The 21,554-nt window shown below is 69.6% G+C and carries 16 protein-coding genes and 2 pseudogenes; 7 read left to right on the top strand and 11 right to left on the bottom strand.

Annotation, left to right across the window (positions count from 1 at the left end):
* Window positions 1–29: 29 nt before the first annotated feature.
* Both AWZ10_RS21900 and AWZ10_RS21895 read left to right on the top strand, forming a co-directional pair.
* Window positions 30–803: an IclR family transcriptional regulator gene (locus AWZ10_RS21900; protein WP_037691381.1), complete on the top strand. Its 774-nt coding sequence runs from the start codon at window positions 30–32 to the stop codon at window positions 801–803.
* 194 nt (window positions 804–997) lie between these two features.
* Window positions 998–2,449 (top strand): peptidoglycan D,D-transpeptidase FtsI family protein, encoded by a 1,452-nt coding sequence (locus tag AWZ10_RS21895; protein ID WP_060891863.1) that lies wholly within the window; start codon window positions 998–1,000, stop codon window positions 2,447–2,449.
* A 105-nt stretch (window positions 2,450–2,554) separates the two neighbouring features.
* Here AWZ10_RS21895 and AWZ10_RS21890 read toward each other — a convergent pair whose 3' ends face one another.
* A complete protein-coding gene (locus tag AWZ10_RS21890) occupies window positions 2,555–4,006 on the bottom strand; it encodes an NCS2 family permease (RefSeq protein ID WP_046708923.1) in 1,452 nt (483 codons plus the stop codon).
* Between the two features lie 269 nt (window positions 4,007–4,275).
* On the opposite strand from AWZ10_RS21890, the gene AWZ10_RS21885 reads away from it, so the two are divergent.
* The 4 genes and pseudogenes from AWZ10_RS21885 (at window position 4,276) to AWZ10_RS21870 (ending at window position 7,853) form a co-directional block, all read left to right on the top strand.
* Entirely contained in the window at window positions 4,276–4,878 is a 603-nt protein-coding gene (locus tag AWZ10_RS21885; RefSeq protein WP_037691388.1) for a SigE family RNA polymerase sigma factor, read from the top strand.
* Window positions 4,875–5,744, top strand: coding sequence for a hypothetical protein (locus AWZ10_RS21880; RefSeq protein ID WP_046708924.1), 870 nt, complete (start codon window positions 4,875–4,877; stop codon window positions 5,742–5,744). The genes AWZ10_RS21885 and AWZ10_RS21880 overlap by 4 nt, the downstream gene beginning before the upstream one ends.
* Window positions 5,745–5,844: 100 nt before the next feature.
* Window positions 5,845–6,060 (top strand): annotated as a pseudogene (locus AWZ10_RS53795) (pectate lyase); the annotation flags it as partial.
* Between the two features lie 110 nt (window positions 6,061–6,170).
* The gene (locus AWZ10_RS21870) at window positions 6,171–7,853 is read left to right on the top strand and encodes a rhamnogalacturonan lyase B N-terminal domain-containing protein (protein WP_060891861.1); all 1,683 of its coding nucleotides are present in this window, start codon (window positions 6,171–6,173) and stop codon (window positions 7,851–7,853) included.
* 114 nt (window positions 7,854–7,967) lie between these two features.
* Here the strand turns inward: AWZ10_RS21870 and AWZ10_RS21865 are convergent, their stop codons facing one another.
* Window positions 7,968–9,122 carry a right-handed parallel beta-helix repeat-containing protein gene (locus AWZ10_RS21865; RefSeq protein WP_060891860.1) on the bottom strand — a complete coding sequence of 385 codons (1,155 nt, stop codon included), beginning with the start codon at window positions 9,120–9,122 and terminating at the stop codon, window positions 7,968–7,970.
* A 248-nt stretch (window positions 9,123–9,370) separates the two neighbouring features.
* Here AWZ10_RS21865 and AWZ10_RS21860 point away from each other — a divergent pair.
* Window positions 9,371–10,426 (top strand): annotated as a pseudogene (locus tag AWZ10_RS21860) (glycoside hydrolase family 43 protein); the annotation flags it as partial.
* 13 nt (window positions 10,427–10,439) lie between these two features.
* On the opposite strand, the gene AWZ10_RS21855 reads toward AWZ10_RS21860, so the two are convergent.
* The 9 genes from AWZ10_RS21855 to AWZ10_RS21815 all read right to left on the bottom strand — a co-directional run.
* The gene (locus tag AWZ10_RS21855; RefSeq protein ID WP_046708928.1) at window positions 10,440–11,552 is read right to left on the bottom strand and encodes a right-handed parallel beta-helix repeat-containing protein; all 1,113 of its coding nucleotides are present in this window, start codon (window positions 11,550–11,552) and stop codon (window positions 10,440–10,442) included.
* Between the two features lie 35 nt (window positions 11,553–11,587).
* Window positions 11,588–12,817, bottom strand: a complete 1,230-nt coding sequence (locus AWZ10_RS21850) for a dienelactone hydrolase family protein (RefSeq protein WP_060891867.1) — start codon at window positions 12,815–12,817, stop codon at window positions 11,588–11,590.
* A gap of 4 nt (window positions 12,818–12,821) precedes the next feature.
* A complete protein-coding gene (locus AWZ10_RS21845; protein WP_046704237.1) occupies window positions 12,822–13,853 on the bottom strand; it encodes a pectinesterase family protein in 1,032 nt (343 codons plus the stop codon).
* Window position 13,854: 1 nt separating this feature from the next.
* On the bottom strand, window positions 13,855–15,033 hold the full coding sequence (locus AWZ10_RS21840) for a pectinesterase family protein (RefSeq protein WP_079104423.1): 1,179 nt from the start codon (window positions 15,031–15,033) through the stop codon (window positions 13,855–13,857).
* Entirely contained in the window at window positions 15,033–16,340 is a 1,308-nt protein-coding gene (locus AWZ10_RS21835; RefSeq protein ID WP_046704236.1) for a pectate lyase family protein, read from the bottom strand. Before AWZ10_RS21835 ends, AWZ10_RS21840 begins: the two co-directional genes overlap by 1 nt.
* A gap of 118 nt (window positions 16,341–16,458) precedes the next feature.
* Entirely contained in the window at window positions 16,459–17,265 is an 807-nt protein-coding gene (locus AWZ10_RS21830; protein ID WP_060891859.1) for a rhamnogalacturonan acetylesterase, read from the bottom strand.
* Window positions 17,266–17,423: 158 nt separating this feature from the next.
* Window positions 17,424–18,770, bottom strand: a complete 1,347-nt coding sequence (locus AWZ10_RS21825) for an ABC transporter substrate-binding protein (protein ID WP_046704234.1) — start codon at window positions 18,768–18,770, stop codon at window positions 17,424–17,426.
* Window positions 18,771–18,851: 81 nt separating this feature from the next.
* A complete protein-coding gene (locus tag AWZ10_RS21820) occupies window positions 18,852–20,864 on the bottom strand; it encodes a pectinesterase family protein (RefSeq protein ID WP_060891858.1) in 2,013 nt (670 codons plus the stop codon).
* 33 nt (window positions 20,865–20,897) lie between these two features.
* Window positions 20,898–21,554 (bottom strand): beta-xylosidase family glycoside hydrolase (locus tag AWZ10_RS21815; RefSeq protein WP_482258108.1); only part of this gene is annotated, 657 nt, incomplete at its 5' end.

Here is a 21,554-nt window from a genome sequence, read left to right as displayed (position 1 = left end):
TTCCCGTCGAACGATAGGGGTCAAGGGCGATGTCGGCAGTCGAGACGGGCGGCGGAGCACAGGTCAAGTCGGCGGTGAGGACCGTTGAGCTGCTCGAATACTTCGCCGGGCGCCCCGGAATGCACTCCCTGGCGGCGGTCCAGGAAGCCGTCGGTTACCCCAAGTCGAGCCTGTACATGTTGCTCCGCACCCTCGTGGAGCTGGGCTGGGTCGAGACGGACGCGACGGGCACGCGGTACGGCATCGGCGTACGGGCGCTGCTCGTGGGCACGTCGTACATCGACGGCGACGAGGTGGTGGCGCTGGCCCGGCCGACGCTGGACCGGCTGTCGGACGACACGACGGAGACCATCCACCTGGCCCGCCTCGACGGCACGAACGTCGTCTATCTGGCCACCCGGCAGTCGCAGCACTATCTGCGCCCCTTCACCCGTGTCGGCCGCCGGCTGCCCGCCCACTCCACCTCCCTGGGCAAGGCGCTGCTGGCCACCCACACCGACGAGCAGGTCCGCAAGATGCTCCCGGAGACCCTTCCGGCGCTGACGGAGCACACGATCACGGACCGGGAGCAGCTCATCGAGGAGCTGCGCCAGATCCGCGAGCAGGGGTTCTCCGTGGACCGCGAGGAGAACACGCTGGGGCTACGCTGCTTCGGTGTGGCGATCCCGTACCGCACGCCGGCCCGTGACGCCATCAGCTGCTCGGTCCCGGTGGCCCGGCTGACCCCCGCCCACGAACAACTGGTCAAGGACGCCCTCTTCGACGCGCGCGACCGGCTGACGCTGGCGACGCGGCGGCTCTGAGCCCGCGAGGAACCGGCCCCGGGGCGACCCGGAACGACGGGACCCGGAAGGACGAGACCCCGAACCGGGACCCCGAACCGGCTCGGGGACAACCCCGGTTTCACCTCGGGGGCAACCCCGGTTTCATGAGGACCCCATGAGAAAACCGGGCGAAGGGAACGATTGATCGCATCCCGCTCGTCCTTCCGGGTGCGATGAACAAGACGATCAGGCGCTCCGCCGTCTTCACCCTGCTGCTCGTGCTCGCCCTGCTGGTGCGGGCGACCTGGGTGCAGTTCTACGAGGGCACGGCGCTCGCGGACGACCGGAACAACCGGCGCAACGTGATCAGGACGTACGCCGACCCGCTCGGGAACATCATCGTGGCGGGCGACTCGATCACCGGCTCGGCCCGGACCAAGGACAGCGACCTCGCCTACAAGCGCACGTACACGGACGGCGAGTTGTACGCGGCGGTGACGGGCTACGCCTCGCAGGCCTACGCGCCGACGCAGCTGGAGGGCGTCTACCAGGACCTGCTGGACGGCACGGACCTCCGGCTGAGGACCGTGACGGACACGGTCACCGGCAAGCGGGCCGACCCGGGCAATGTGATCACCACGATCGAACCGGCCGTGCAGAAGGCGGCGTTCGAGGCGCTCGGCGACAACAAGGGCGCGGCCGTGGCGATCGACCCGACGACCGGCAGGATCCTCGCGGTGGTGTCGACCCCGTCGTACGACCCGTCCTCCCTCACCGACGCCAACACCGCCGCTGCGGCCTGGAAGAAGCTCAACGCGGACGAGGACAAGCCGCTGACCAACCGGGCGTTGCGCCAGCCGCTGCCGCCGGGGTCGACGTTCAAGCTGGTCGTGGCGGCGGCCGCGCTGGAGGACGGGCTGTACGCGTCGGTGGACACGAAGACCGACAGTCCGGACCCGTACACCCTGCCGGGCACCACCACGGAGCTGTCGAACGAGAACCCGAGCGCGCCCTGCGAGAACGCCACGATCCGTACGGCGCTGCAGTACTCGTGCAACAACGTCTTCGCGAGGATGGCCGTCGCCCTCGGCCAGGACAAGGTGAGGGCGATGGCCGAGAAGTTCGGCTTCGACGACAAGACGCAGGACGTGCCGGTGCGGGCGTACGAGAGCGTCTACCCGTCGGACATGAACGAATCCTCCACCGCGCTGACGGGCATCGGCCAGTACGACGTCACCGCGACGCCGCTCCAGATGGCGATGGTGTCTGCGGCGATCGCCAATGGCGGCAGGCTGGTCTCGCCGCACATGGTCGCGCAGATCACCAACGGTGGCGGCGATGTCCTGGAGGACTACGACGCCGACGCGGGCGCGTTGGAGATCATGAGCGCCGGCACCGCCGAGCAGTTGCAGTCGGCGATGCGGACGGTCGTCGAGGACGGCACGGGCACGAACGCGCGGATCGGCGGGGCGACGGTGGGCGGCAAGACCGGTACGGCCCAGCACGGCGAGAACAACAGCAAGACGCCGTACGCCTGGTTCACGTCGTTCGGGAAGGCCGACGGCAAGGAGGTCGCTGTCGCGGTCGTCGTGGAGCAGTCGAACGCGGCGCGCTCGGAGGTCAGCGGCAACGGGTTGGCCGCGCCGGTGGCCAAGGCCGTCATGGAGGCGGCGCTGAAGGGCTGAGGGGCACCTCGAAGAGGACCACCTGAACAAAGGACCACCTGAATAGGAAGGGCCGCCCTCTCTCCCCCCGGAGGGCGGCCCTTCGCCGTCAGCGCACGGACGGCGTCACTTCACGCCGAACAGCTGCTGGATCGGGTTGATCGCGAAGTACACCAGGAACAGGGCCGAGGTGGCCCACAGCAGCCAGTGGACCTCCTTCGCCTTGCCGAGGACCGTCTTGATCAGGACGAAGGCGAGGAAGCCGGCACCGATGCCGTTGGTGATGGAGTAGGTGAACGGCATGACCGCGATGGTGAGGAACGCGGGGATGGCGATCTCGTACTTGTCCCAGTCGATGTTCTTGACCTGGGTCATCATCAGGAAGCCGACGGCGACGAGCGCGGGCGCGGCGGCCTGCATGGGGACGATGGTCAGCAGCGGGGTGAGGAAGAGCGCCACCGCGAAGAGGCCGCCGGTGATCAGGTTGGAGAAGCCGGTGCGCGCGCCCTCGCCGACGCCGGCCGCGGACTCGATGTAGGAGGTCGCGGAGGACGAGGAGGCGGCGCCGCCCGCGACGGCCGCCGCGCCGTCGATGAGCAGGACCCGGCCGAGGTTCGGGACCTTGCCCTCCTCGTCGAGCAGACCCGCCTCGGCGGTGATGCCGACGACCGTGCCCATGGTGTCGAAGAAGTCCGACAGCAGCAGGGTGAAGATCAGCAGGACGACCGTGATGACGGTGGTCTCGCCGAACGAGCCGAACAGGCTGAAGTCGCCGATCAGTCCGAACTCGGGGGCGGCGACGATGTCGTCGGGGACCTTCGGGGTGGTCAGGCCCCAGCTCTTGATGTCGGCCACCGAGTTGATCACGATCGCAACGACGGTCATCGTCAGGATGCTGATCAGGATCGCGCCCTTCACCTTGCGGGCGAGCAGGCCGATGGTCAGCAGGACACCGAGACAGAAGACCAGGATCGGCCAGCCGGACAGCGCGCCCGTGGCACCGAGTTGCACCGGCACGGTGGTACCGGCGATGTCCGGGATACGGCTGACGAACCCGGCGTCGACGAAGCCGATGAAGGCGATGAACAGGCCGATGCCGACGCTGATCGCCTGCTTGAGCGGCTGCGGGATGGCGTGCATGACCGCCTCGCGCAGGCCCGTGACCACGAGGACACAGATGAGCAGGCCTTCGAGGACCACCAGGCCCATCGCGTCGGACCAGCTCATCAGCGGGGCTATCTGGAAGGCGACGACCGCGTTGAGGCCGAGGCCGGCGGCGAGCGCGAGCGGCAGGTTGCCGCCGACGCCCATGATGATGGTCATCACCGCGGCCACGAGGGCGGTGGCGGTGACGAGTTCGGCGCCGTCCAGGGTGTGGCCGTACTTGTCCTTGGCGTTGCCGAGGATGATGGGATTCAGGACAAGGATGTATGCCATCGTGAAGAACGTGGCGAGGCCGCCTCGTATCTCACGGGCGAAGGTGGATCCCCGGGCGCTGATCTTGAAGAAGCGATCGACGCTGTTCGCCCCGGGTGGCTCGGCTGCGGGCCGGTCGGCCACCTTCTGTGCGTCGGACATGAACGGTGCTCCTAGTGACGTGCGTGGACTACGCGCGGATGCTGGCTGGATTGTGTCTCCGTTGAACCTGATTCAGGTTTTCTCCGTGTTACGGAATCGGAATTCTCCCTGCAAGACGGCGTTCGAAGCCGCGTACGAACACCTTTCACGATCACTGCTACTCTTCCGGATCTCGTCGGGGGTCGACCTCGGACGATCACATGTCATCCACATGACACGCACAGCCAGCCGGCTCGGCTGCTGTGGCCGCAGCCAGGAGAGAGGTCCCCGTGGGCACTGTCGTCGACGACGCAGCCTCCGTGGAGTTCCACGCCTTCTTCGAACGTCACTATGCCGAACTCTCCCGCCTGGCCCACCTGTTGACGGGTGAGGCCGACGCCGCCGACGACCTGGCCGCGGACGCGTTGCTCGCGATGTGGCACCGCTGGGACCGGGTCCGCGCGGCGGACCATCCGGTGGCGTACGCCCGTGGCGTCGTCGCCAATCTGGCCCGCACCCGGATCCGCAGCGCGGTCCGTGAGCGCCGCAGGATCACGCTGTTCTGGTCGCAACGCGAGGAGAAGACCGAGAATCCCGACGTGCCCGGCGTGGTCGACGTCCAGTCGGCGCTGCGCAGACTGCCGTTCCGCAAGCGGGCCTGTGTGGTCCTGCGGCATGCTTTCGACCTCTCGGAGAAGGACACGGCGCTCGCCCTCGGGGTCTCGGTCGGTACCGTGAAGAGCCAGACGTCCAAGGGGATGGCCGAGTTGCAGAAGCTGCTCGGCACCGAGGGCACACCACGGCGTATGCATGCCGGCATCACGGGCGGGGGCGTGCCGGGCGCGAGAGTGACCGGTGCGGGTGCGCCGGGCAGCGGAGGAAGGGACCGATGAGGGACGTGCACGAGGACCTGCGCGCCCGGCTGCGCGAGTCGGCCGAGGCGCACGAGCCCGACCGCGCCCGCATCCTGGCCCGGATCGAGCGCGGTATGGCCGCCCCCGAGGAGCCCCGGAGCCGCAAGGCGACCCGGCCGCCGCTGTGGGGCTGGGTGCGGGTGGTCACCGCCACCGCCGGAGTCGCGGGTGTGCTCGCGGTCGGCGGCTACGCGGTCGCCTCCGCGGTGAAGGGCGAGACACCGCCGGCCGACCGGACCGTCGCGGTCTCCCCGACCCCGCTCGACTCCCCGGCCGCGACGAGCCGGGCCCCGATCCCCCCCGACCGTCCGAGCCCGAGCACCGGCGGCAAGGTGGAGAGCAAGCCCGGTTCGACGCCGTCGAAGAGCCCGTCCGCCAAGGACACGACCGCGCCGGAGCTGCCCACCTCGGGGGACGAGGAGGACGGTCCGCTCTCGTCGAACAGCTCGATCGACCCGCACAGCAACGAATTCTGGGCGCAGAGCAATCTCACCCTGAGGACGAGCGAGCAGCTCACCGAACTGACCGTCCAGCTGCGGATCGCCCAGACCGGCGGGGTCACCTCGACCGGCGCCTGGCGTTCGCTGCCGGAGCAGGACTTCGACCTCACGGTCGAGGCGGACGACGGCTTCCTGGTCTACACCTGGGTGCTCAAGGACGGCCGTACGGCCCCGAAGGGCGAGTTGGTCTTCGCCGGGCAGTACAACCACGAGCGCGGCGGCCGGGACGCGGGCGGCGACCGTTACGCCGTCACCGCGAAGGCGGGTGGCGACGACCTCGCGGTGGCGGGCGGCTTCGAGGGCGGCCAGGACGACAAGGGCTCCTCGGACGAGGGCGACTCGTAGAAAAGATCTTTCGTGAAAAAGATCCGTGGACGCGGCAACCCTTTCTCCGCCGGTGGCGACCAGTAGGCGCAAGAGTCACCACCGGCAAGGATTCGGGTTCATGACCGCACCTGCAGCACAGCGCGTCCGGCACCACCGTCGGGTCACTGGCCGGCGGGCCGTGATCGGTTCGGTCGCCGCCCGCTTCGGCAAGCCCGCGCTCGGCGACGGCAGCCGGGCCGAGGGCCACGACCCGATCTTCGAGCCGGCGGACGGCGCGGTGCTCAGGAACGTGATCGTCGGTGGCCCGGGTGCGGACGGCGTGCCGTGCATCGGGCAGGGAGCCGACCCGGATCGGTACCGGCGCGGACGGAACCACCAGCAAGTTCTCGCCATCCGCCATCACGTACAAGCAAGCCAAGATCCGACAATTGCGGAGTACCACCCTTGAGCACCCACAAGAGACGCCTCACGCGCCGGCGCGTGCTCGGGGCCGGCGCGCTCGGCGTCGCCGCCACCGGCGCCGCCGTCGCGGGCGGCACCGGCCTTCTCTCCACCGCGTCCGCCGCCGGGTTCGGCCACTCGGACGACGGAAAGAACTTCGTCGTCGACACCGGGGCGAACCTGGTCTTCAAGGTCTCCAGGACCACCGGCGACCTCACCTCGCTCCGCTACAGGGGCAAGGAGTACGAGGGCTACGGCGGCAGGCACTCGCACGTCGAATCGGGTCTCGGCGCCTCGACCGTCACGGTCCGGCAGTCCGGGTCGACGATCCTGATCAAGGCCGTGCACGGCGCGGTCACCCAGTGGTACGCGGCCCGTAGCGGCCAGAACAACGTCTACCTGTGGACGAACAAGGCGGACGCGTCCTTCACGGCTACCCGCTTCCTCGTCCGCCTCAAGCCGGGAATGTTCCCGAACGAGGGGCCGGACTCCTGGATCGAGGCCTCCGACAAGGTCATCGAGGCCGGTGACGTCTGGCGGCGCGCGGACGGCACGACCCACTCCAAGCACTACTCGGGCAAGCGGGTCATCGACTACGACCACATCGGCTTCACCACCGGTTCGGTCGGCCTGTGGATCGTCCGCTCCAACCATGAGAAGGCCTCGGGCGGCCCCTTCTACCGCTCACTGCTCCGTCACTCCAACGACCTCGGCGCCGGCCTCTACGAGATCCTGCACTACAACCAGGCCCAGACCGAGGCGGAACGTTTCGGCCTGCAGGGTCCGTACGTCCTGGCGTTCACGGACGGCGGGGCGCCCTCGGCCTCGCTGGCCCACGACAAGCTGGACACGTCCTGGGTGGACGGCCTCGGCATCACCGGTTGGGTGGGCAGGGCCGGGCGCGGCAAGGTGGCCGGCGTGGGCCTCAAGGGCATGGACGCGAGGTACGCCTACACGGTCGGCTTCGCGAACAAGGACGCCCAGTACTGGGCGAAGGCCGCCGCCGGAACCGGCGCCTTCTCCTGCAGGGGGATGCTGCCGGGGACGTACACGCTGACCGTCCACAAGGGCGAGCTGGCCGTGCACACCCGGGAGGTGAAGGTGACGGCGGGCGGCTCGACCGCGCTGAACACCATCACCATCACCGGCGATCCGTCGACCGCGAAGACGCTCTGGCGGCTCGGCGACTGGGACGGCACGCCCGGCGGGTTCAAGAACGCCGAGCTGATGACGCACGCGCATCCGTCCGACGGCCGCGCGGCGAAGTGGACGGGCAACGTCACGCTGGGCGCCGGTGACCCGGTGGCGTCCTTCCCGGCGTACATCTGGCAGGACGTCAACGACGGCATCCAGGTCTTCTTCAGACTCACCGCCGCCCAGGCCGCCGCCGCGCACACCCTGCGGATCGGTGTCACGGACGCGTTCGCGGGCGGGCGGCCGCGGGTATCCATCAATGACTGGGTCTCGCCGATTCCGGCGGCCCCGAAGCAGCCCTCCACCCGGTCGCTCACCACGGGTTCGTACCGGGGAAACAACCACACGTTCACCTACAGCGTCCCTGCCAGTGCATGGGAGTCGAACACCAGTCAGTACAACGTACTGAGACTCAACATCGTCAGTGGTTCGAGCGGCACGGCGTTCCTCAGTCCGGGCACCTCGTTCGACTGTGTGGACCTGCTGGCCTGAGCCCCCCTCGGCCGGCAGCAGTGCCGACCAGAGCCCCCCTCGGGGTCGGCACGAAAAACGCCCCCCGCCGGTGACGACCGGCGGGGGGCGCCTTTTCGCGCCGTGCCCGGCAGCTCAGTCCATCGTCGAGCCGATGGCCGTGGAGCCCGTGGTCAGGAACGTGGTGGCCGGCAGCGAACCGTCCGCCTGCCGTGCGGCGTACGCGGTTGCCGCGTCCGTCGACCTGAAGGCCGGCGCACTCACCCCGCTGTCCCAGTTGTTCGCGGCCGACACCGTGGACGAGCCCAGCCCGGCCTTGCCCGTCCCGTTGCCCACCGCCAGGTTCCGCGCCGGCCGGGCCCTGCCGGTCGCGAGATAGAACCCGTTCTCCTTGTTGGCGTAGGCCGTGTTGCGGTTGAGCACGATCGCGCCGGTGTTGGAGTTCTCGGTGAACCCGTGCAACGTGTTGTCCCAGGCCGCGTTGCCGTTGACGGAGTGCGCGACGGACACCCCTCCCCCACCCAGCTTGAAGCCGTTGCCGTTGCCCTCGAACGCGGGGTCGTTCCAGCGGTTCTCGCCGTTGCCGAAGGCCCAGGAGTGCTCGATGGTGACGGGCGAGGAGAACTGCCAGAGGTCGAGCCCGTCATCCGCGTTGTCGTAGAGGCGCGCGCCGGTGATCCTGTTGCCCGTGCCGGAGCCGAACTTCACGGCGATGCCGTCGGCGTTCTGGCCGTGGTTCGCGGCGTCGTAGTTGCCGTGGCTGTCGAGGTTCTGGACGAGGTTGTCCGTCGTGCCGTCGCCGCGCAGGGTGAAGCCGGAGTCGCCGTTGTCCGCGGTGACGAGGTTCTTGAAGACCCCGCCGACGGAGGACGTGGCGACGAATCCCTGGGCCGGGGAGTTCTGGAAGGTGAGGCCGGAGACGGTCCAGTAGTCGCCGTGGATCCCGGCGAGCCAGGAGCCGGCGGCCAGCCCCGCCCCGTCGATCCTGACCTTCTCGCTGCCGTACGCGGTGAGCGTGATCCGGGCCGAGGCGGTGCCGTTGGCCGTCGACGTCAGGGTCTTCGTCGGCCGGTAGGTGCCACCGCGCACCTGGATCGTCGTACCGGCGACGGCGTGCGCGACGGCCGACTCCAGCGACGCGGTGCTGGAGACGGTGACCGCGGTGGTCGCGGCCCGGGCGTCGTCCTGCGAGAGGCCGAGATGGACGCCGCCCGCCCCCGCGGCGACGGACACGGCGGCGGCGATCGACAGGGTGCGGGTTCTTCGATGGCGTCCGATGGTCTGACGCACGGGTGTTCCTTTCGCAGGGGACGCGTCTCAGAAAGACGAGGAACGAAGCGGGCCGGGGGGCCCGCCCCGGCCCGCTTCTGATCACTGGTCGCCGCCCGGCGGGAAAGGGTTGCCGCGCCCCCGCGAAATCGCCCGAAAGTTTCGCTCGGAGTCTTCACACGCCCACCGATTGACGAGCCGAACCCCACTGGCAACACTCCGAGGACAGCTCATCCAACAGAATCCACCAGCCCCCCACAGGATGTGTCATGAGCCGCACCGCCCGCACGATCCTGCTCCCCCTGCTGGTTCTCCTCCTCGGCCTGCTGGCCGCACCGCCGAGCCCGGCACAGTCCACCGAGCAGGTGAGGAAACCCACGAAGTACGCGGGATACCTCTTCGCCTACTTCACCGGCGAGGGCACCGCCGACGGCGAGCAGATCCGCTACGCGCTCAGCGAGGGCAACGACGCCCTGCGCTGGCGGGAGCTGAACGCGGGCGCGCCCGTCCTCACCTCCACGATCGGCGAGAAGGGCCTGCGCGACCCGTTCGTGATCCGCTCCCCCAGGGGCGACCGGTTCTACATGATCGCGACCGACCTGCGCATGTACCGCAACAGCAGCGGCAGTTGGGACGACGTCCAGCGCCACGGCAGCAGGTCCGTCATGATCTGGGAGTCCGGGGACCTGGTCCACTGGACCGACCAGCGCCTGGTGAAGGTGGCCCCCGACAACGCGGGCAACACCTGGGCACCGGAGGCTTACTGGGACAGCAGGCTCGGCAGGTTCGTCGTCTTCTGGGCGTCGAAGCTCTACGCCGACGACGACCCGGAGCACACCGGCTCGACGTACAACAAGATGATGTACGCGACGACGAAGGACTTCCGCACGTTCAGTGCGCCGAAGGTGTGGAACGACCCCGGCTACTCGGTCATCGACTCGACCGTCGTCGAGCACCGGGGCACGTACTACCGCTACACCAAGGACGAGCGCGACCCGAACTCCTCCAGTCCGTGCGCCAAGTTCATCACCGGCGAGAAGTCGCGCTCCCTGACCTCGACGACGTACGGCTTCGTCGCCGACTGCATCGGCAGCGGCGCGATGAGCCGGGGCGAGGGCCCGACCGTGTTCAAGTCGAACACCGAGGAGAAGTGGTACCTCTTCATCGACGAGTACGGCGGCCGGGGCTACCTCCCGTTCGAGACGACCGACCTCGCCTCGGGCCGGTGGACGCCGTCCGAGAACTACGAACTGCCCACGAGCCCGAGGCACGGCACGGTCATGCCGGTGACGAAGAAGGAGTACGACCGCCTGCTGGCCGCGTACTCCTAGTCGCCGTTCAGTTCATCGTCGCGCCGATCGTCGTGCTGCCCGTGGTCAGGAAGGTGGTCGCGGGCAGCGTGCCGCTCGACGAACGGGCGTTGAACGTCGTCGAGGCGTTGGTGGAGCGGAACGACGGGGTCGAGACGCCCGAGTCCCAGTTGTTGCCGGACGACGCGACCGACGAGCCCTTGTTGACCGAGCCGCCGCCGTTGCTCACCGCCAGGTTCTTGCCGAGGCGGGCCGCTCCGGTGGCGAAGTAGTAGCCCCACTTGGCGTTGGCGTAGGCGGTGGTGCGGTTGATGACGATGGCGCCCTTGTTGCTGTTCTCGGTGAAGCCGTTGCCCGCGTTGTCCCAGGCTGCCGAGTTGTTGATGACATGGGCCACGGTCTCGCCGTCGCCGCCCAGCTTGTAGCCGTTGCCGTCGCCCGCGAACGCGGAGTCCGACCAGCGGTTCCTGCCGTTGCCCATCGCCCAGGTGTGCTCGACGGTGACGGGCGACGAGAAGGACCAGAAGTCCAGACCGTCGTCCGAGTTGTTGTAGAGGCGGGCTCCGGTGATGAGGTTGCCGGAGCCGGAGCCGAACTTCACGGCGATGCCGTCGGCGTTCTCCCCGTGGTTGGCCGGGTCGTAGTGGCCGTAGGAGTCGATGTTCCGGACGGTGTTGTTGGTGGTGCTGTCGCCGGTGAGCGTGAAGCCGGAGTCACCGCCGTTGATGGTCTTGATGGTGTCCCAGACCGTGGAGGCGCAGGACTGGCAGACGACCGCGCTGTCCGGGGAGTTCTGGAAGGTGATCCCGGAGACGGTCCAGTAGTCGGCGGTCAGCTTGAAGATCCAGTCGCCGTCGGGGAGGTTCGACCCGTCGATCTTCACGGTCTCCGAGCCGTACGGCTGGAGGTATATCCGGCTGGAGGAGGTGCCGTTCGCCGTCGACTGGATGGTCGCCGTCGGGTAGTACGTGCCGCCACGCACCTGGATGACCGTGCCCGCGGTGGCGTTCTTGATCGCGTTGGACAGGTCGGTGGAGTTGCCGACGACGACGGTCGCGGCGTGCGCCTGGGTGGGGAGCACGGCCAGACCGGCACCGAGGGCCAGGGCCGTGCCCAGGGCGAGAGTGGTACGACGAGACATGGAGAGCGGTTCCTTTCTCGTGCGGGTGGAGTGGTTCACAGGACGGTGTCGAGCCAGTCGAAGACCTCGTCCTGCGGGGGTGCGGTGAACACATGGCCGAGGTCCGGCCAGGTCTTCAGCCGCAACCGTTCCTCGGCGCGGCGGGAACGCCAGACGGCGCGCAGCTTGTCGTGGGCCACGCGAACGCCGTCGGCGGGGAACAGCGGGTCGAGGCCGCCGTTCAGGAACAGCATCGGCTTGGGGGCGCCGATGCTCGCCACGTCGGGGAAGTCGAGGTGCCGGGCGAGCCCGGGGTGGAGCATGTAGTAGGAGGACTGGCCGCGCAGGATGTTGTTGCCGGGGACCATGACCTCCTTGAGCCCGGTCATCCAGCACACGCTCGCGGCGGCCGCGATGTCGTCACTGAGCGCGGCCGTCTGCCAGGCCCGGAACGCGCCCATCGAGAAGCCGAGGGCCGCCACCCGGCGCCGGTCCACCCGGTCGAGGCCGGCCAGGAAGGCCGCCGCGCGCACGTCCTCCCTGGCCATGAGCCCGGCGAGCGACGAGCCCAGGTGGTAGAGGTTGCTCGCGAGGGCCTGCTGCTCCTCGTAGGTGACCGGACCCCGGTCGCCCCAGCCGAGCGCGTCCACGGCGAGGACCACGTATCCGCGCCGGGCCAGTTCGTCGCCGACGAACCGCCCGCTGAAGTACCGGTCCGCCCAGGCCTGCGCGGAGGGCAGACGGGTGTCGTCGTACCAGGGCCGGACCAGCTTCTCCTTGCCGATGTCGAACCTGGCGCCGTGGTCGTGCAGGACGAGGACGGCCGGGAACGGTCCGGTGCCGTGCGGGGTGAGCAGGGCGCCCCGCACCCGGCCGTACCGGGTGAGGGAGAAGGTGACCAGCTCGCGGGTGAAACCGTCGCCTTCGGTGTGCTGTCGACCGAACTCGGGGGCGTACGGGGTGTCGTCCCGGGCTACGAACAGGTACTCCTCGACCTTCGCCCGTGCCGCCCGCCGCCAGGTGCGGAAGTCCCGGATGGGCGAGGTGCCCCAGGCGAGCGGGAAACGGAGCTCGTCCTTGAGGAGGGGGTGGAAGTCGGGGAGGGCGCTGTGCAGGGCGGCCGACGCGGATGCGGCACCCGCGGCGACTCGCGGAGGCTCCGCCCCGGCCGCCGCTGCCGTTCCCGCCCCCGCGAAGAACGCCCCCGCCCCCGCGCCCACGACGAAGGCGCGACGCCCCACGGGGTCACGGCTGTCGCGGCTGTCACGGCTGTCACGGCTACCCATCGGATCACCGGTGCCCATAGGGCCTCCAGTCCCCCAGATACGTCCGCCGCGTGTGCGTCCCGGCTTCGGCCGCTGTCAACTGCGGCCGGTTCTCCGGCACCGAGACCACCGCGCCCGGACCGGAGTTGCCGTACTCGCGAAAGCGCATGGTCTGCCAGGGGTAGGCCTCGCGCATGTTGGTGTACGGGGCGACCGCGTCGATCCCGGGGCCGATCCAGGTGTCCCGCACGACCAGCGAGGGCCAGGCGGTCGTCTCGTACGAGGGCACCCAGGGCCGGGCGATCTTGTACGCGGCGTCCTCGGCGCCGGAGGTGATCCGGCCGTGCAGGGCGAGGAAGCCGTAGGGGTTGGCGCGGGCGGTGGCGGGGGCGAAGACCATGCCCTTGGGAGTGAAGGGCACGTCCCGCTGGAGGGTGCGGAAGTGGCAGGAGTCGAAGACGGCCCTGGCCCGCCCGAACACGAAGTCGACGTCACCCTCGATGTGGCAGTGCCGGTAGTACTGCCGGTCGAAGGCGTCGAGCGCGGTGGTGTCCGCGAAGAGGGTGTCCTGGTGGGCGAGGAACCGGACGTTCTCGAAGTGCGAGCGGTCCCCGGTGACGTACGCGGCGACCGCCTGTGTCCCCGTGTAGTCCGGGTGGTCCGCGCGCAGCCAGTCGTTGGCGAGGGTCAGGTCGCGTACGGTCAGGCCGGGCGCCGCCGAGGTGAAGGTGGCGGAGCCCGCGGTGCCGTACGTGCCGCCCTCGGGCCTCGGGGTGCCGTTGGCGCGGTCGAAGACGACGACGGCGGCGCACGGGTCGCGGGAGGCACCCCGCAGCGTCAACTCCCCTTTGTTCGCGGGAATGTTGACGACCTCGCGGTACGTCCCCGGGTGCACGACGATCGTCCACCCGGAGCCGTCCGCCGCGTCCACGGCCGCCTGGACGGAGCCGCCGCGCCGCACGTGCAGGACGCGGCGGCCGGTGTCGGCGAAGGCAGGGGTGGCGCCGGCGGCCACGAGGCCGCCGGCGAGCCCGGTGAGCAGTGTGCGCCGGCGCACCTCAGCACCCCTTCCACGGGGCCCAGTCGCCGAGGTACGCCTCGCGGGTGGCCGACGCGGCGTCCGCGGCCGTGAGTTGGGGCCGGTTGTCCGGTACGGAGACGACGGCGCCCGGTCCGGTGTTGCGGTACTCGGCGAACCGCTGGTCCTGCCAGGGGAAGCCCGACGACATGTTGGTGTAGGGCGCGACCGCGTCGATCCCGGCACCGAGGCGGGTCTCGCGCACGGTGAGCATGGGCCGGGCGGTGGTGTCCGAGCTGGGCACCCAGGGGCGGGCCAGCTTGTAGTAGGCGTCCGGGGCCTCACTGGTGACGCGTCCGCCGGTGACCAGATAGCCACGCGGGTTGGCGCCCGCGGTGGAGGGCGCGAACACGAACCCGTACGGGGCGGACCCGAGGTCGGTCCTGGTCAGCGTGTGGAAGTGGCAACGCTCGAACACGGCCGTGGCCCGCCCGAAGACGAAGTCCACGTCCCCCTCGGCGTAGCAGTCGCGGAAGTACTGCCGGGCGAAGGTGCCGAGGGCCATCGAGTCGGCGTACAACGTGTCCTGATGCCCGAGGAACCGGCACCGCAGGAACGCCGACCGGTCGCCCTGCACCTTGAGGGCGACGGCCTGGGTACCGGTGATCTCGGGGTGGTCGGCGCGCAGCCAGTCGTTGGCGAAGGTGATGTCCCGTGCGGTGAACCCGCCCGCCTGTACGAGAGTGGTCGCCGAGCCGGTCGTGCTATGGGTGCCGCCGCCGGGCTTCGGGGTGCCGGCCGCGTTGTCGTACACGACCACGACGTCCCGGGCGTTCCCGGAGGCCCCGATCCAGGTCATCTCCGTACGGGCGACACTGACGGCGACCGTCTCCCGGTACACGCCCGGCGCGATGACCAGCGTGTACCCGCTGCCGCTCGCGGCGGTCACCGCGGCCTGGACGGTGGTGAAGTCACCGGCGCCGGCGGCGTCCACGTACAGGGTCTGCTCGGTGAGCCGGGCCGAGGGGGACCCGTGCCGGCCGAAGACGGAGCGTCCGCGGGCGGCTTGGGCGTGGGGCGCGACGCCGAGGGTGAGGGCGGTACCGAGGCTCGCGGCGAGGAAGGACCGCCTGGCGAACGGGTGGTCAGGGAGTGACGTCCTGCCAACCGTTGGGCCGGAGAACGGCCGCCTGCCGGACGCTCGGTCGGAACCGGCCATCAGCAGACCTTCCCGGCACCCGCGCCGTTCGCGACGATGCCCGGCACGGCGCGCGGCGAGTCGACCTTGGTCCGCAGGGTGGGTGTCCATCCGGCGCCGGACTGCAGGATCTCCGAGGGGATCTCGGCGTTGTGGACGGCGATGAGGTCCGTCAGCTTGCCGTTGACGTAGTTGTTCCGGGCCGTGAGCGGCGACTCGTTCCACTTCTTCAGGGCCTTGCCGACGCTCGCGCCCGCCGGCAGCGTGATCGCGTTGTCGCTCGCGTGGAGCTGCGAGCGGATGCCGACGCCGAAGATGTAGTAGTCGTCCTTCTGCTCCTCGGCCACCACGTAGTGGTTGTTGTAGACGTCGACCTGTCCGAACCGCACGCGCGGGGAACGCTGGAGGATCCCGTCGAAGCGGTTGTGGTGCATGGTGACCTTGAGCTTGTCGGCGTCGGTGGTGGCGGTGCTGTCGCTGTTCCCGATCAGCATGTTCTTGTCGTGGTCCTTGAAGGAGTTCCAGGACACGGTCACGTAGTTGGCACCGCGCACGATGTCCGTCAGCCCGTCGTGCTGCTGGAAGACCTTGCCGAAGTAGCTCGGCCGCTCGCTGTCGGGGTAGCGGCCGTCGGTGAGTGTGTTGTGGTCGATCCACACGTGATCGGTGCCGAAGACGACCACGGCGTCGTACTCGGAGTTCCAGTTGCCGGTGTTGTTGTCGTCGGTCGGGTCCCACTTGGGGAAGCAGTCGAGCGGGGCCTCGATGGTCAGGTTGCGCAGGATGACGTTCGAGACGCCCTTGATCTGGAGGCTGCCGCCGAGGATGCCGGAGTTCTTGCCGACGCCGACGATGGTGGTGTTGCTGGGGACGGCGGCCTTGATGACGCTGTCCTGGTTGGCGGCGGAGGCGACCCGCGCGTCCTCCTGGGGCCCCATGGCGACCTTGTCGTTGCCGTAGACGGCCGGGTCGTAGTCCTTGAGGTACTGCTGGAGGTCGTAGCCGCCGGCGACGAAGGCCTCGCACCCCTCGGAGACGGCGTCGATCATGCCCTTGACCTTGATGATCTTCGGCGCGTCACCGCCGTCTCTCAGTGCGGCCTTGAACTCCGCCCAGGTGGTGACGGTGTACACGTGCTCGGCGTCGGCCGCCGAGCCACCGGTCGTACCGCCCTGCGCCGACCCCCAGCCGTCGCCGGCGCCGAGAACCTGTCGGCCGAGGTCACGCCCCTGGGACTGGGCGACGCCGGTCCCGGTGACGCCGAGCACGAGCGCGGTGCAGCCGACCGCGGCAGTGATGGCATGGGCATGCCAGATACGAGGACGCATGAGTGCGGGTTCCTTTCGAAGCAAGAACAGGGGGAGGTGGCGCCCCGTCAGGGGCGCGGGGACTGCGCGGCCGGCCGGAACGGGCCCGCAGTCGGAGAACCGGCCTGCGAGCGGAGCGCTACGCCTCGGGCCAGGTGATCCAGGAGTCGGGGATCTCCTCGCCCAGACGGCGGACCTCCCGCGGTGCGAGAACGCGCCGCCGCAGCAACTCACCCACGACGAGCCGCGCCACGGCGATCGCCCCCGGCGGGTTGAAGTGCGTGTTGTCCTGCTCGGTCGCGGTCCAGTTGAAGTACTTCTTGGTCTCCTCGACACCGAGCTTCTGCCACAGCGCGATGGACAGCGCCTGGATGTCGAGGAGCGCGACCCTCTCCTCCGCGGCCAGAGCGTTCGCCGCTGCCGGATAGTCGCCGTGGGTCGGCACGGCGTTGCCCACCGCGTCGAACTTCCGGCGCTCGACGGAGGTCGCGAGGACCGGCCGGGCCCCTCGGGCCCGCGCGCCGTCGAGATACTGGCGCAGATGATCCTGGTACGTCGTCCACGGCTCGGTGTACCGCGTGGGGTCGGCGACCTTGGAGTCGTTGTGCCCGAACTGGACGACGAGGAAGTCCCCGGGCCGAATGGCGTCGAGGATGACGTCGAGGCGCCCTTCGTCGATGAAGCTCTTCGAACTGCGGCCGTTCACCGCGTGGTTGGAGACCTTCAGCCCCGCCCGGAGGAAGAACGGAAGCGCCATGCCCCACCCCGTCTCGGGGGCGGCGTCGGCGTACTTCTGCGCGGCGGTGGAGTCACCGGCGATGAAGATCGTGCGCTCCCGGCGGGCCCCGCCGCGCGAGACCGCGGCGGACGCGGGCCCCGTGGCGGCGACGGCGAGCGGAACAGCGGCGAGCGCCGCGGTGGTGACCTGTCTACGGGTGAGTGACACGTGCGGGTGCCTTTCTCAACAGGCTTGCGAGATACGGAGGTTGTGAGGTGCCTTTCAAGCGGGGGTGCCACCCGCGCCCCTGTTGCTCGGGGGCGCGGGGAACCGCGTGACCAGCCACGACGAACCGCGGCCGGTCACGGACGAACCGGACCGGGCTCCTAGCCCTTCTGCTCGTTCCACTCCGCCTGCGCCTTGTTCAGCTGGTCGGCCAGCGAGTCCAGGAAGTCCTTCGCGCTGGTCTGCCCGTCCATCACCTTCTGGAAGGCCGGCTCGTTGTCGGTCTTCGAGATCGTGTTCCAGTCCGGCAGGTAGTACGGCAGCTGCACGATGGTCGTGGACCCGTCGGTCAGCGCGGCGGCGGCCAGCTTCGTCGGCTCGGCCTCGGAGATCCAGCTGTCCTTCGCGGCGTCGTTGTTCGCCGGCACCTGTCCCGCCGACTTGTTGAACTTGGAGTTCTCCTCGTGCGAGAGGGCGAACTCGATGAACTTCCAGGCCGCGTCCTTGTTCTTCGAGCTCTTGAACAGCCCCAGCCCGTCGACCGGGTTGGAGACCTGGACCCGCTTGCCGTCGGGCCCGGTCGGCTGCGGGATGCCCCGGAACTTGTCGACGCCGAACGCCTTGACGTGGTCCTGGTAGGAGCCCAGGTTGTGGTTGAGCATGCCGATGGTGCCGGAGTCCCACTGGGCGACCATCTTGGTGAAGTCGTTGTTGAGGTCGGCGGCCGGCGTGACCTTCTTGTAGAGGCCGACGTACTTCTTCAGGGCCTCGACGTTCTTGGGGTCGTTGACCGTGGTCTTCTCACCACTGGAGTCCCAGAACGAGGTGATCCCGGACTGCCCGTACGTCGCGTCCAGCGCCTGGGCGATGGAGCCGGCGCCACCGCGGATGGTGTAGCCGAACTTGTTCTTGTCCTTGTCGGTGAGCTTCTCGGCGGCCGCGTAGAACTTGTCCCAGTCGGTCGGCTCCGCCAGGCCCGCCGCCTTGAACAGGTCGGTGCGGTAGTAGAGGACACCGTTGTTGGCGGAGGTCGGGATCGAGTAGAGGGCGTCACCGCCGCCGGCGGACTTCAGCGACTCGACCATCGCCTCGTTGAGCTTGCCGCTGAGGGAGGACTTGGAGAGCCGGTCGTCCAGGGGCTCCAGCGCGCCCTGCGCGGCGAACCCGGCGGCCATGGCCGCGCCGACACCGCCGACGTCCGGGAGACCACCGCCCTGGAGGGCGGTGTCGACCTTGGACTGGTACTCGGTGGAGGCGATCCCGACGTACTCGACGTCGATGTCCGGGTTGGCCTTCTCGAAGTCGGCGATGACCTCCTTCCAGATGTCCGTGCGGACACCGCCGTTGTTGTCCCAGAAGACGATCTTGCCCTTGCCGCTGCCGTCGGAGCCCTTGTCGCCGCCCGCGCCACTGCCGTCGTCACCGCAGGCGGTGGCGGTCAGCGCGAGTACGGATCCCAGGGCGACGGCCGCGGCGGCGCGCCTGCTTCTGCGATTGCTGATCTTCATTGAACGGCTCTCTTCTTCTGGATACGAGGGTTATGAAGTTGTGGGGGGTCTGGTCGGTCCGCTCTGTCGCCGGGACGGGACTCAGTGGCCGGCGCGCCCGCGATGCGGCGCCCAGCCGTCCGTCCCCGCGAGGTACTTGGTGACCGTGTAGGTGGAGGCGTCCGAGCCGTCGAGCTGCGGCCGGTCGGCGGTCGCACCGGCCCCCGGCCCGTAGGTCCGGTACTCCGTGAACCGCGCGTCCTTCCACGAGAACCCGCTCATGTCCGTCCACGGCGCCGACTTGACCGCGGCGGGCAGCTCGGTCTCCCGGAACAGCACCTGGGCGATGGCGTTCGGCTCGCCGCCCGGGTGCCAGGGCCGGCCGAGGTGGTAGGTCCCGGCGGGCGCGTCGCTGACGACCTTCGACCTGGTGATCAGGAAGCCGTACGGGTTGTCCTTCCAGGTCGAGGCGGCCGTGATGTAGCCGTTGTTGCTGTTCGAGCCCCGGCTGAGCGCCTTGATCAGGGAGCGCTCGATCACGGTCGTGGCGCGGCCGTAGACGAAGTCGACATCGCCCTCGATGTACGAGTCGCGGATGTAGACCCGGCTGATGACGTCGAGCCTGGGGCTGTCGGTCATCAGGGTGTCCTGGTTGCCCAGGAAGGCCGTGTTCTCGAAGACGATCCGGTCGCCGGTCGTCTTCACCGCCAGCGCCTGCTCGCCCTTCAGCTCGTGCGCGGCCTCGTCGAAGTCGTTGCTGAAGGTGAGGTTGCGGGCGGTCACGTCACTGGCGAGGATCCGCACGGTGGCGCTGCCGTTGGAGCCGCCGTACTCGGCGGGCGTGTCGTAGACGATGACGGTGTCCGAGCGATCGTGTCCAGTCCCCTGCAGCACCAGGTTCGGCTTGTTCGCGGGGACGAGGACCTTCGCGCGGTGGGTGCCGGGCGCGATGCGGATCGTGACGGTGCCGTCGTTGCCGGCGGGCACGGCGTCGACGGCGGCCTGCACGGTCGCGTAGTCGCCGGGGACGTTCAGCACGGTGTTCGTGCCGAGGTCCTTCTGCGGGCCCGAGAAGCGCGTGACCAGCGCGGGGACGGCGGCGGCCCGGTCGAGCCGGTAGGCGTAGAAGTCCTTCGGGTCGAAGGCCGCGCCCCACGCCTCCTGCCGTCCGCCGACGTTCTTCAGGATCGACCCGCGCTGCACCAGCTCGGCGGTGGCGTCGGCCTGGTAGGGGTGCTGGACCCCGTCGTAGTAGCTGTTCTCGATGACCATCTTCGTCCTGCCGCGCGACCAGTTCCCGTACGTCCACACGGGGTCACCGTCGGCCACCTGCGCCGAGAGGTAGTTGTTGTAGAGGTGGGCGTAGGCGCAGTTGTCGGCGGAGGGGTTGCGCTGCTTCGTGCCGGTGAACCAGTTGTGGTCGATGGTGATCTCGGTCCGGACGTTGGTCGTCCAGCCGATGCCGAGGGCCTTGTTGTGGTTCTTGAACTGGTTGTGGGAGACGGTGACGTACCGGCTGTCCTTGCGGATGTCGAGGAGTCCGTCGCCCATGCGCTCGAAGCGGTTGTGGTCGATCCAGACATGGTCGACGGTGTCCATCTGGATCGCGTCGAAGTCGGTCGTCTTGCCGTCCCAGTCGCCCTCGACGTAGCTGTCGCGGATCGTCAGGTTGCGGATGATGACGTTGCTGGTACCGGGGTTGAGGTGCAGCTCGCCGTGGACGATCTCGCCGGTGTCGCCGACGCCGATGATCGTCTTGTCCGAGGTCACGACGATGTCCGAGCCGAAGGGCTCGACGTCGATCGCCCCGGCCACCCGGATGACGTACGGCTCCTCGGCGGAGGCGTACCTCGCCAGCGAGGCCTGGTCGGTGACGGTCACCACCTTGCCGCCCGCGCCACCGGTGGTACCGCCGTCCAGGGAGGCGAAGCCGTGCGGCCGGTCGCTCCAGCGGGGTGCCCCCACGAACTGGGCGGTCCCGGCGGACCCGGTGGCGGACACGGCCGCGGCCTGCGCCGGGGTGAACGCGCCGACGACGAACGAGGCGATCAGGGCGGTGACGGCGGCTAAGGCTCTCCCTCGGTGCGGCAAGCGCTTGCTACGGAGGTGCGTCATTGCGGCTCCCAACAGGCGTACGAAGACGGGGGGTCAGGCGGTCGTGGCTCGCGTGGCGGTGATCCGGAACTGCGTGAACGTGGCCGCCCCGGCGTGTCCCCCGCCGGTGGGCGCGACCGCGAAGAGACCGAGCAGGGCGCCGACCCAGCGCCAGGGGGTGGCGGCGAAGACCTGTCCCGAGGACTCCCACCCCTCCCCCACGTCGCAGGAGAAGCCGCAGCGCGCCCCCGCCGAGGTCTCGATCCGCAGCCGGGCCCGCCCCTCGGGCGCCGGGCGCGGATGATCGGCGTCCCGTTCCCTCTCGGCGACGGTCTCGGCGAACCGGTGAACGAGGTGCACGGTCCCGTCGGCCCCCCGCTGGAGTCCGATCCAGCGGAACGCGTCCCCGAGCACCGCGAGCCCCGCCCGCACGCCCGCCTCCTCGCTGTCGAGCCTCAGCTCCACCTCGATGACCGCAGGGATCCCCGGCAGCCGCTGTGTGAGCACATTCGCCAGTTTCCGCAGGTCGTGCGCGTGCACGGAGCGCACACACGTGAGCCGCAGCCCGTCCCCGGAGTGCTGGGTGGCCCAGCCGTCCTGGGGGTTCGCGGTCCACTGCCACTGGCGTCCGAAGCGGCCGCCGGGGAAGTCGTCGTCGGTCGCGGGCGCGGCCGGCGGCTGCGGCGGCAGCTCCGGCTTGCGGTGCACGGC

The sequence above is a fragment of the Streptomyces europaeiscabiei genome (assembly GCF_001550375.1).
GTDB classification, from domain to species: Bacteria; Actinomycetota; Actinomycetes; order Streptomycetales; family Streptomycetaceae; genus Streptomyces; species Streptomyces europaeiscabiei.
The sequence above is the reverse complement of the archived record's forward strand: the minus strand, read 5'-3'. Positions and strand labels throughout refer to the sequence as shown.

Coding starts and splice junctions, on each gene's coding strand:
- AWZ10_RS21900 (WP_037691381.1), top strand. CDS start 30: ATGTCGGCAGTCGAGACGGGCGGCGGAGCACAGGTCAAGTCGGCGGTG.
- AWZ10_RS21895 (WP_060891863.1), top strand. CDS start 998: ATGAACAAGACGATCAGGCGCTCCGCCGTCTTCACCCTGCTGCTCGTG.
- AWZ10_RS21890 (WP_046708923.1), bottom strand. CDS start 4,006: ATGTCCGACGCACAGAAGGTGGCCGACCGGCCCGCAGCCGAGCCACCC.
- AWZ10_RS21880 (WP_046708924.1), top strand. CDS start 4,875: ATGAGGGACGTGCACGAGGACCTGCGCGCCCGGCTGCGCGAGTCGGCC.
- AWZ10_RS21855 (WP_046708928.1), bottom strand. CDS start 11,552: ATGTCTCGTCGTACCACTCTCGCCCTGGGCACGGCCCTGGCCCTCGGT.
- AWZ10_RS21850 (WP_060891867.1), bottom strand. CDS start 12,817: ATGGGTAGCCGTGACAGCCGTGACAGCCGCGACAGCCGTGACCCCGTG.
- AWZ10_RS21840 (WP_079104423.1), bottom strand. CDS start 15,033: ATGGCCGGTTCCGACCGAGCGTCCGGCAGGCGGCCGTTCTCCGGCCCA.
- AWZ10_RS21835 (WP_046704236.1), bottom strand. CDS start 16,340: ATGCGTCCTCGTATCTGGCATGCCCATGCCATCACTGCCGCGGTCGGC.
- AWZ10_RS21825 (WP_046704234.1), bottom strand. CDS start 18,770: ATGAAGATCAGCAATCGCAGAAGCAGGCGCGCCGCCGCGGCCGTCGCC.
- AWZ10_RS21820 (WP_060891858.1), bottom strand. CDS start 20,864: ATGACGCACCTCCGTAGCAAGCGCTTGCCGCACCGAGGGAGAGCCTTA.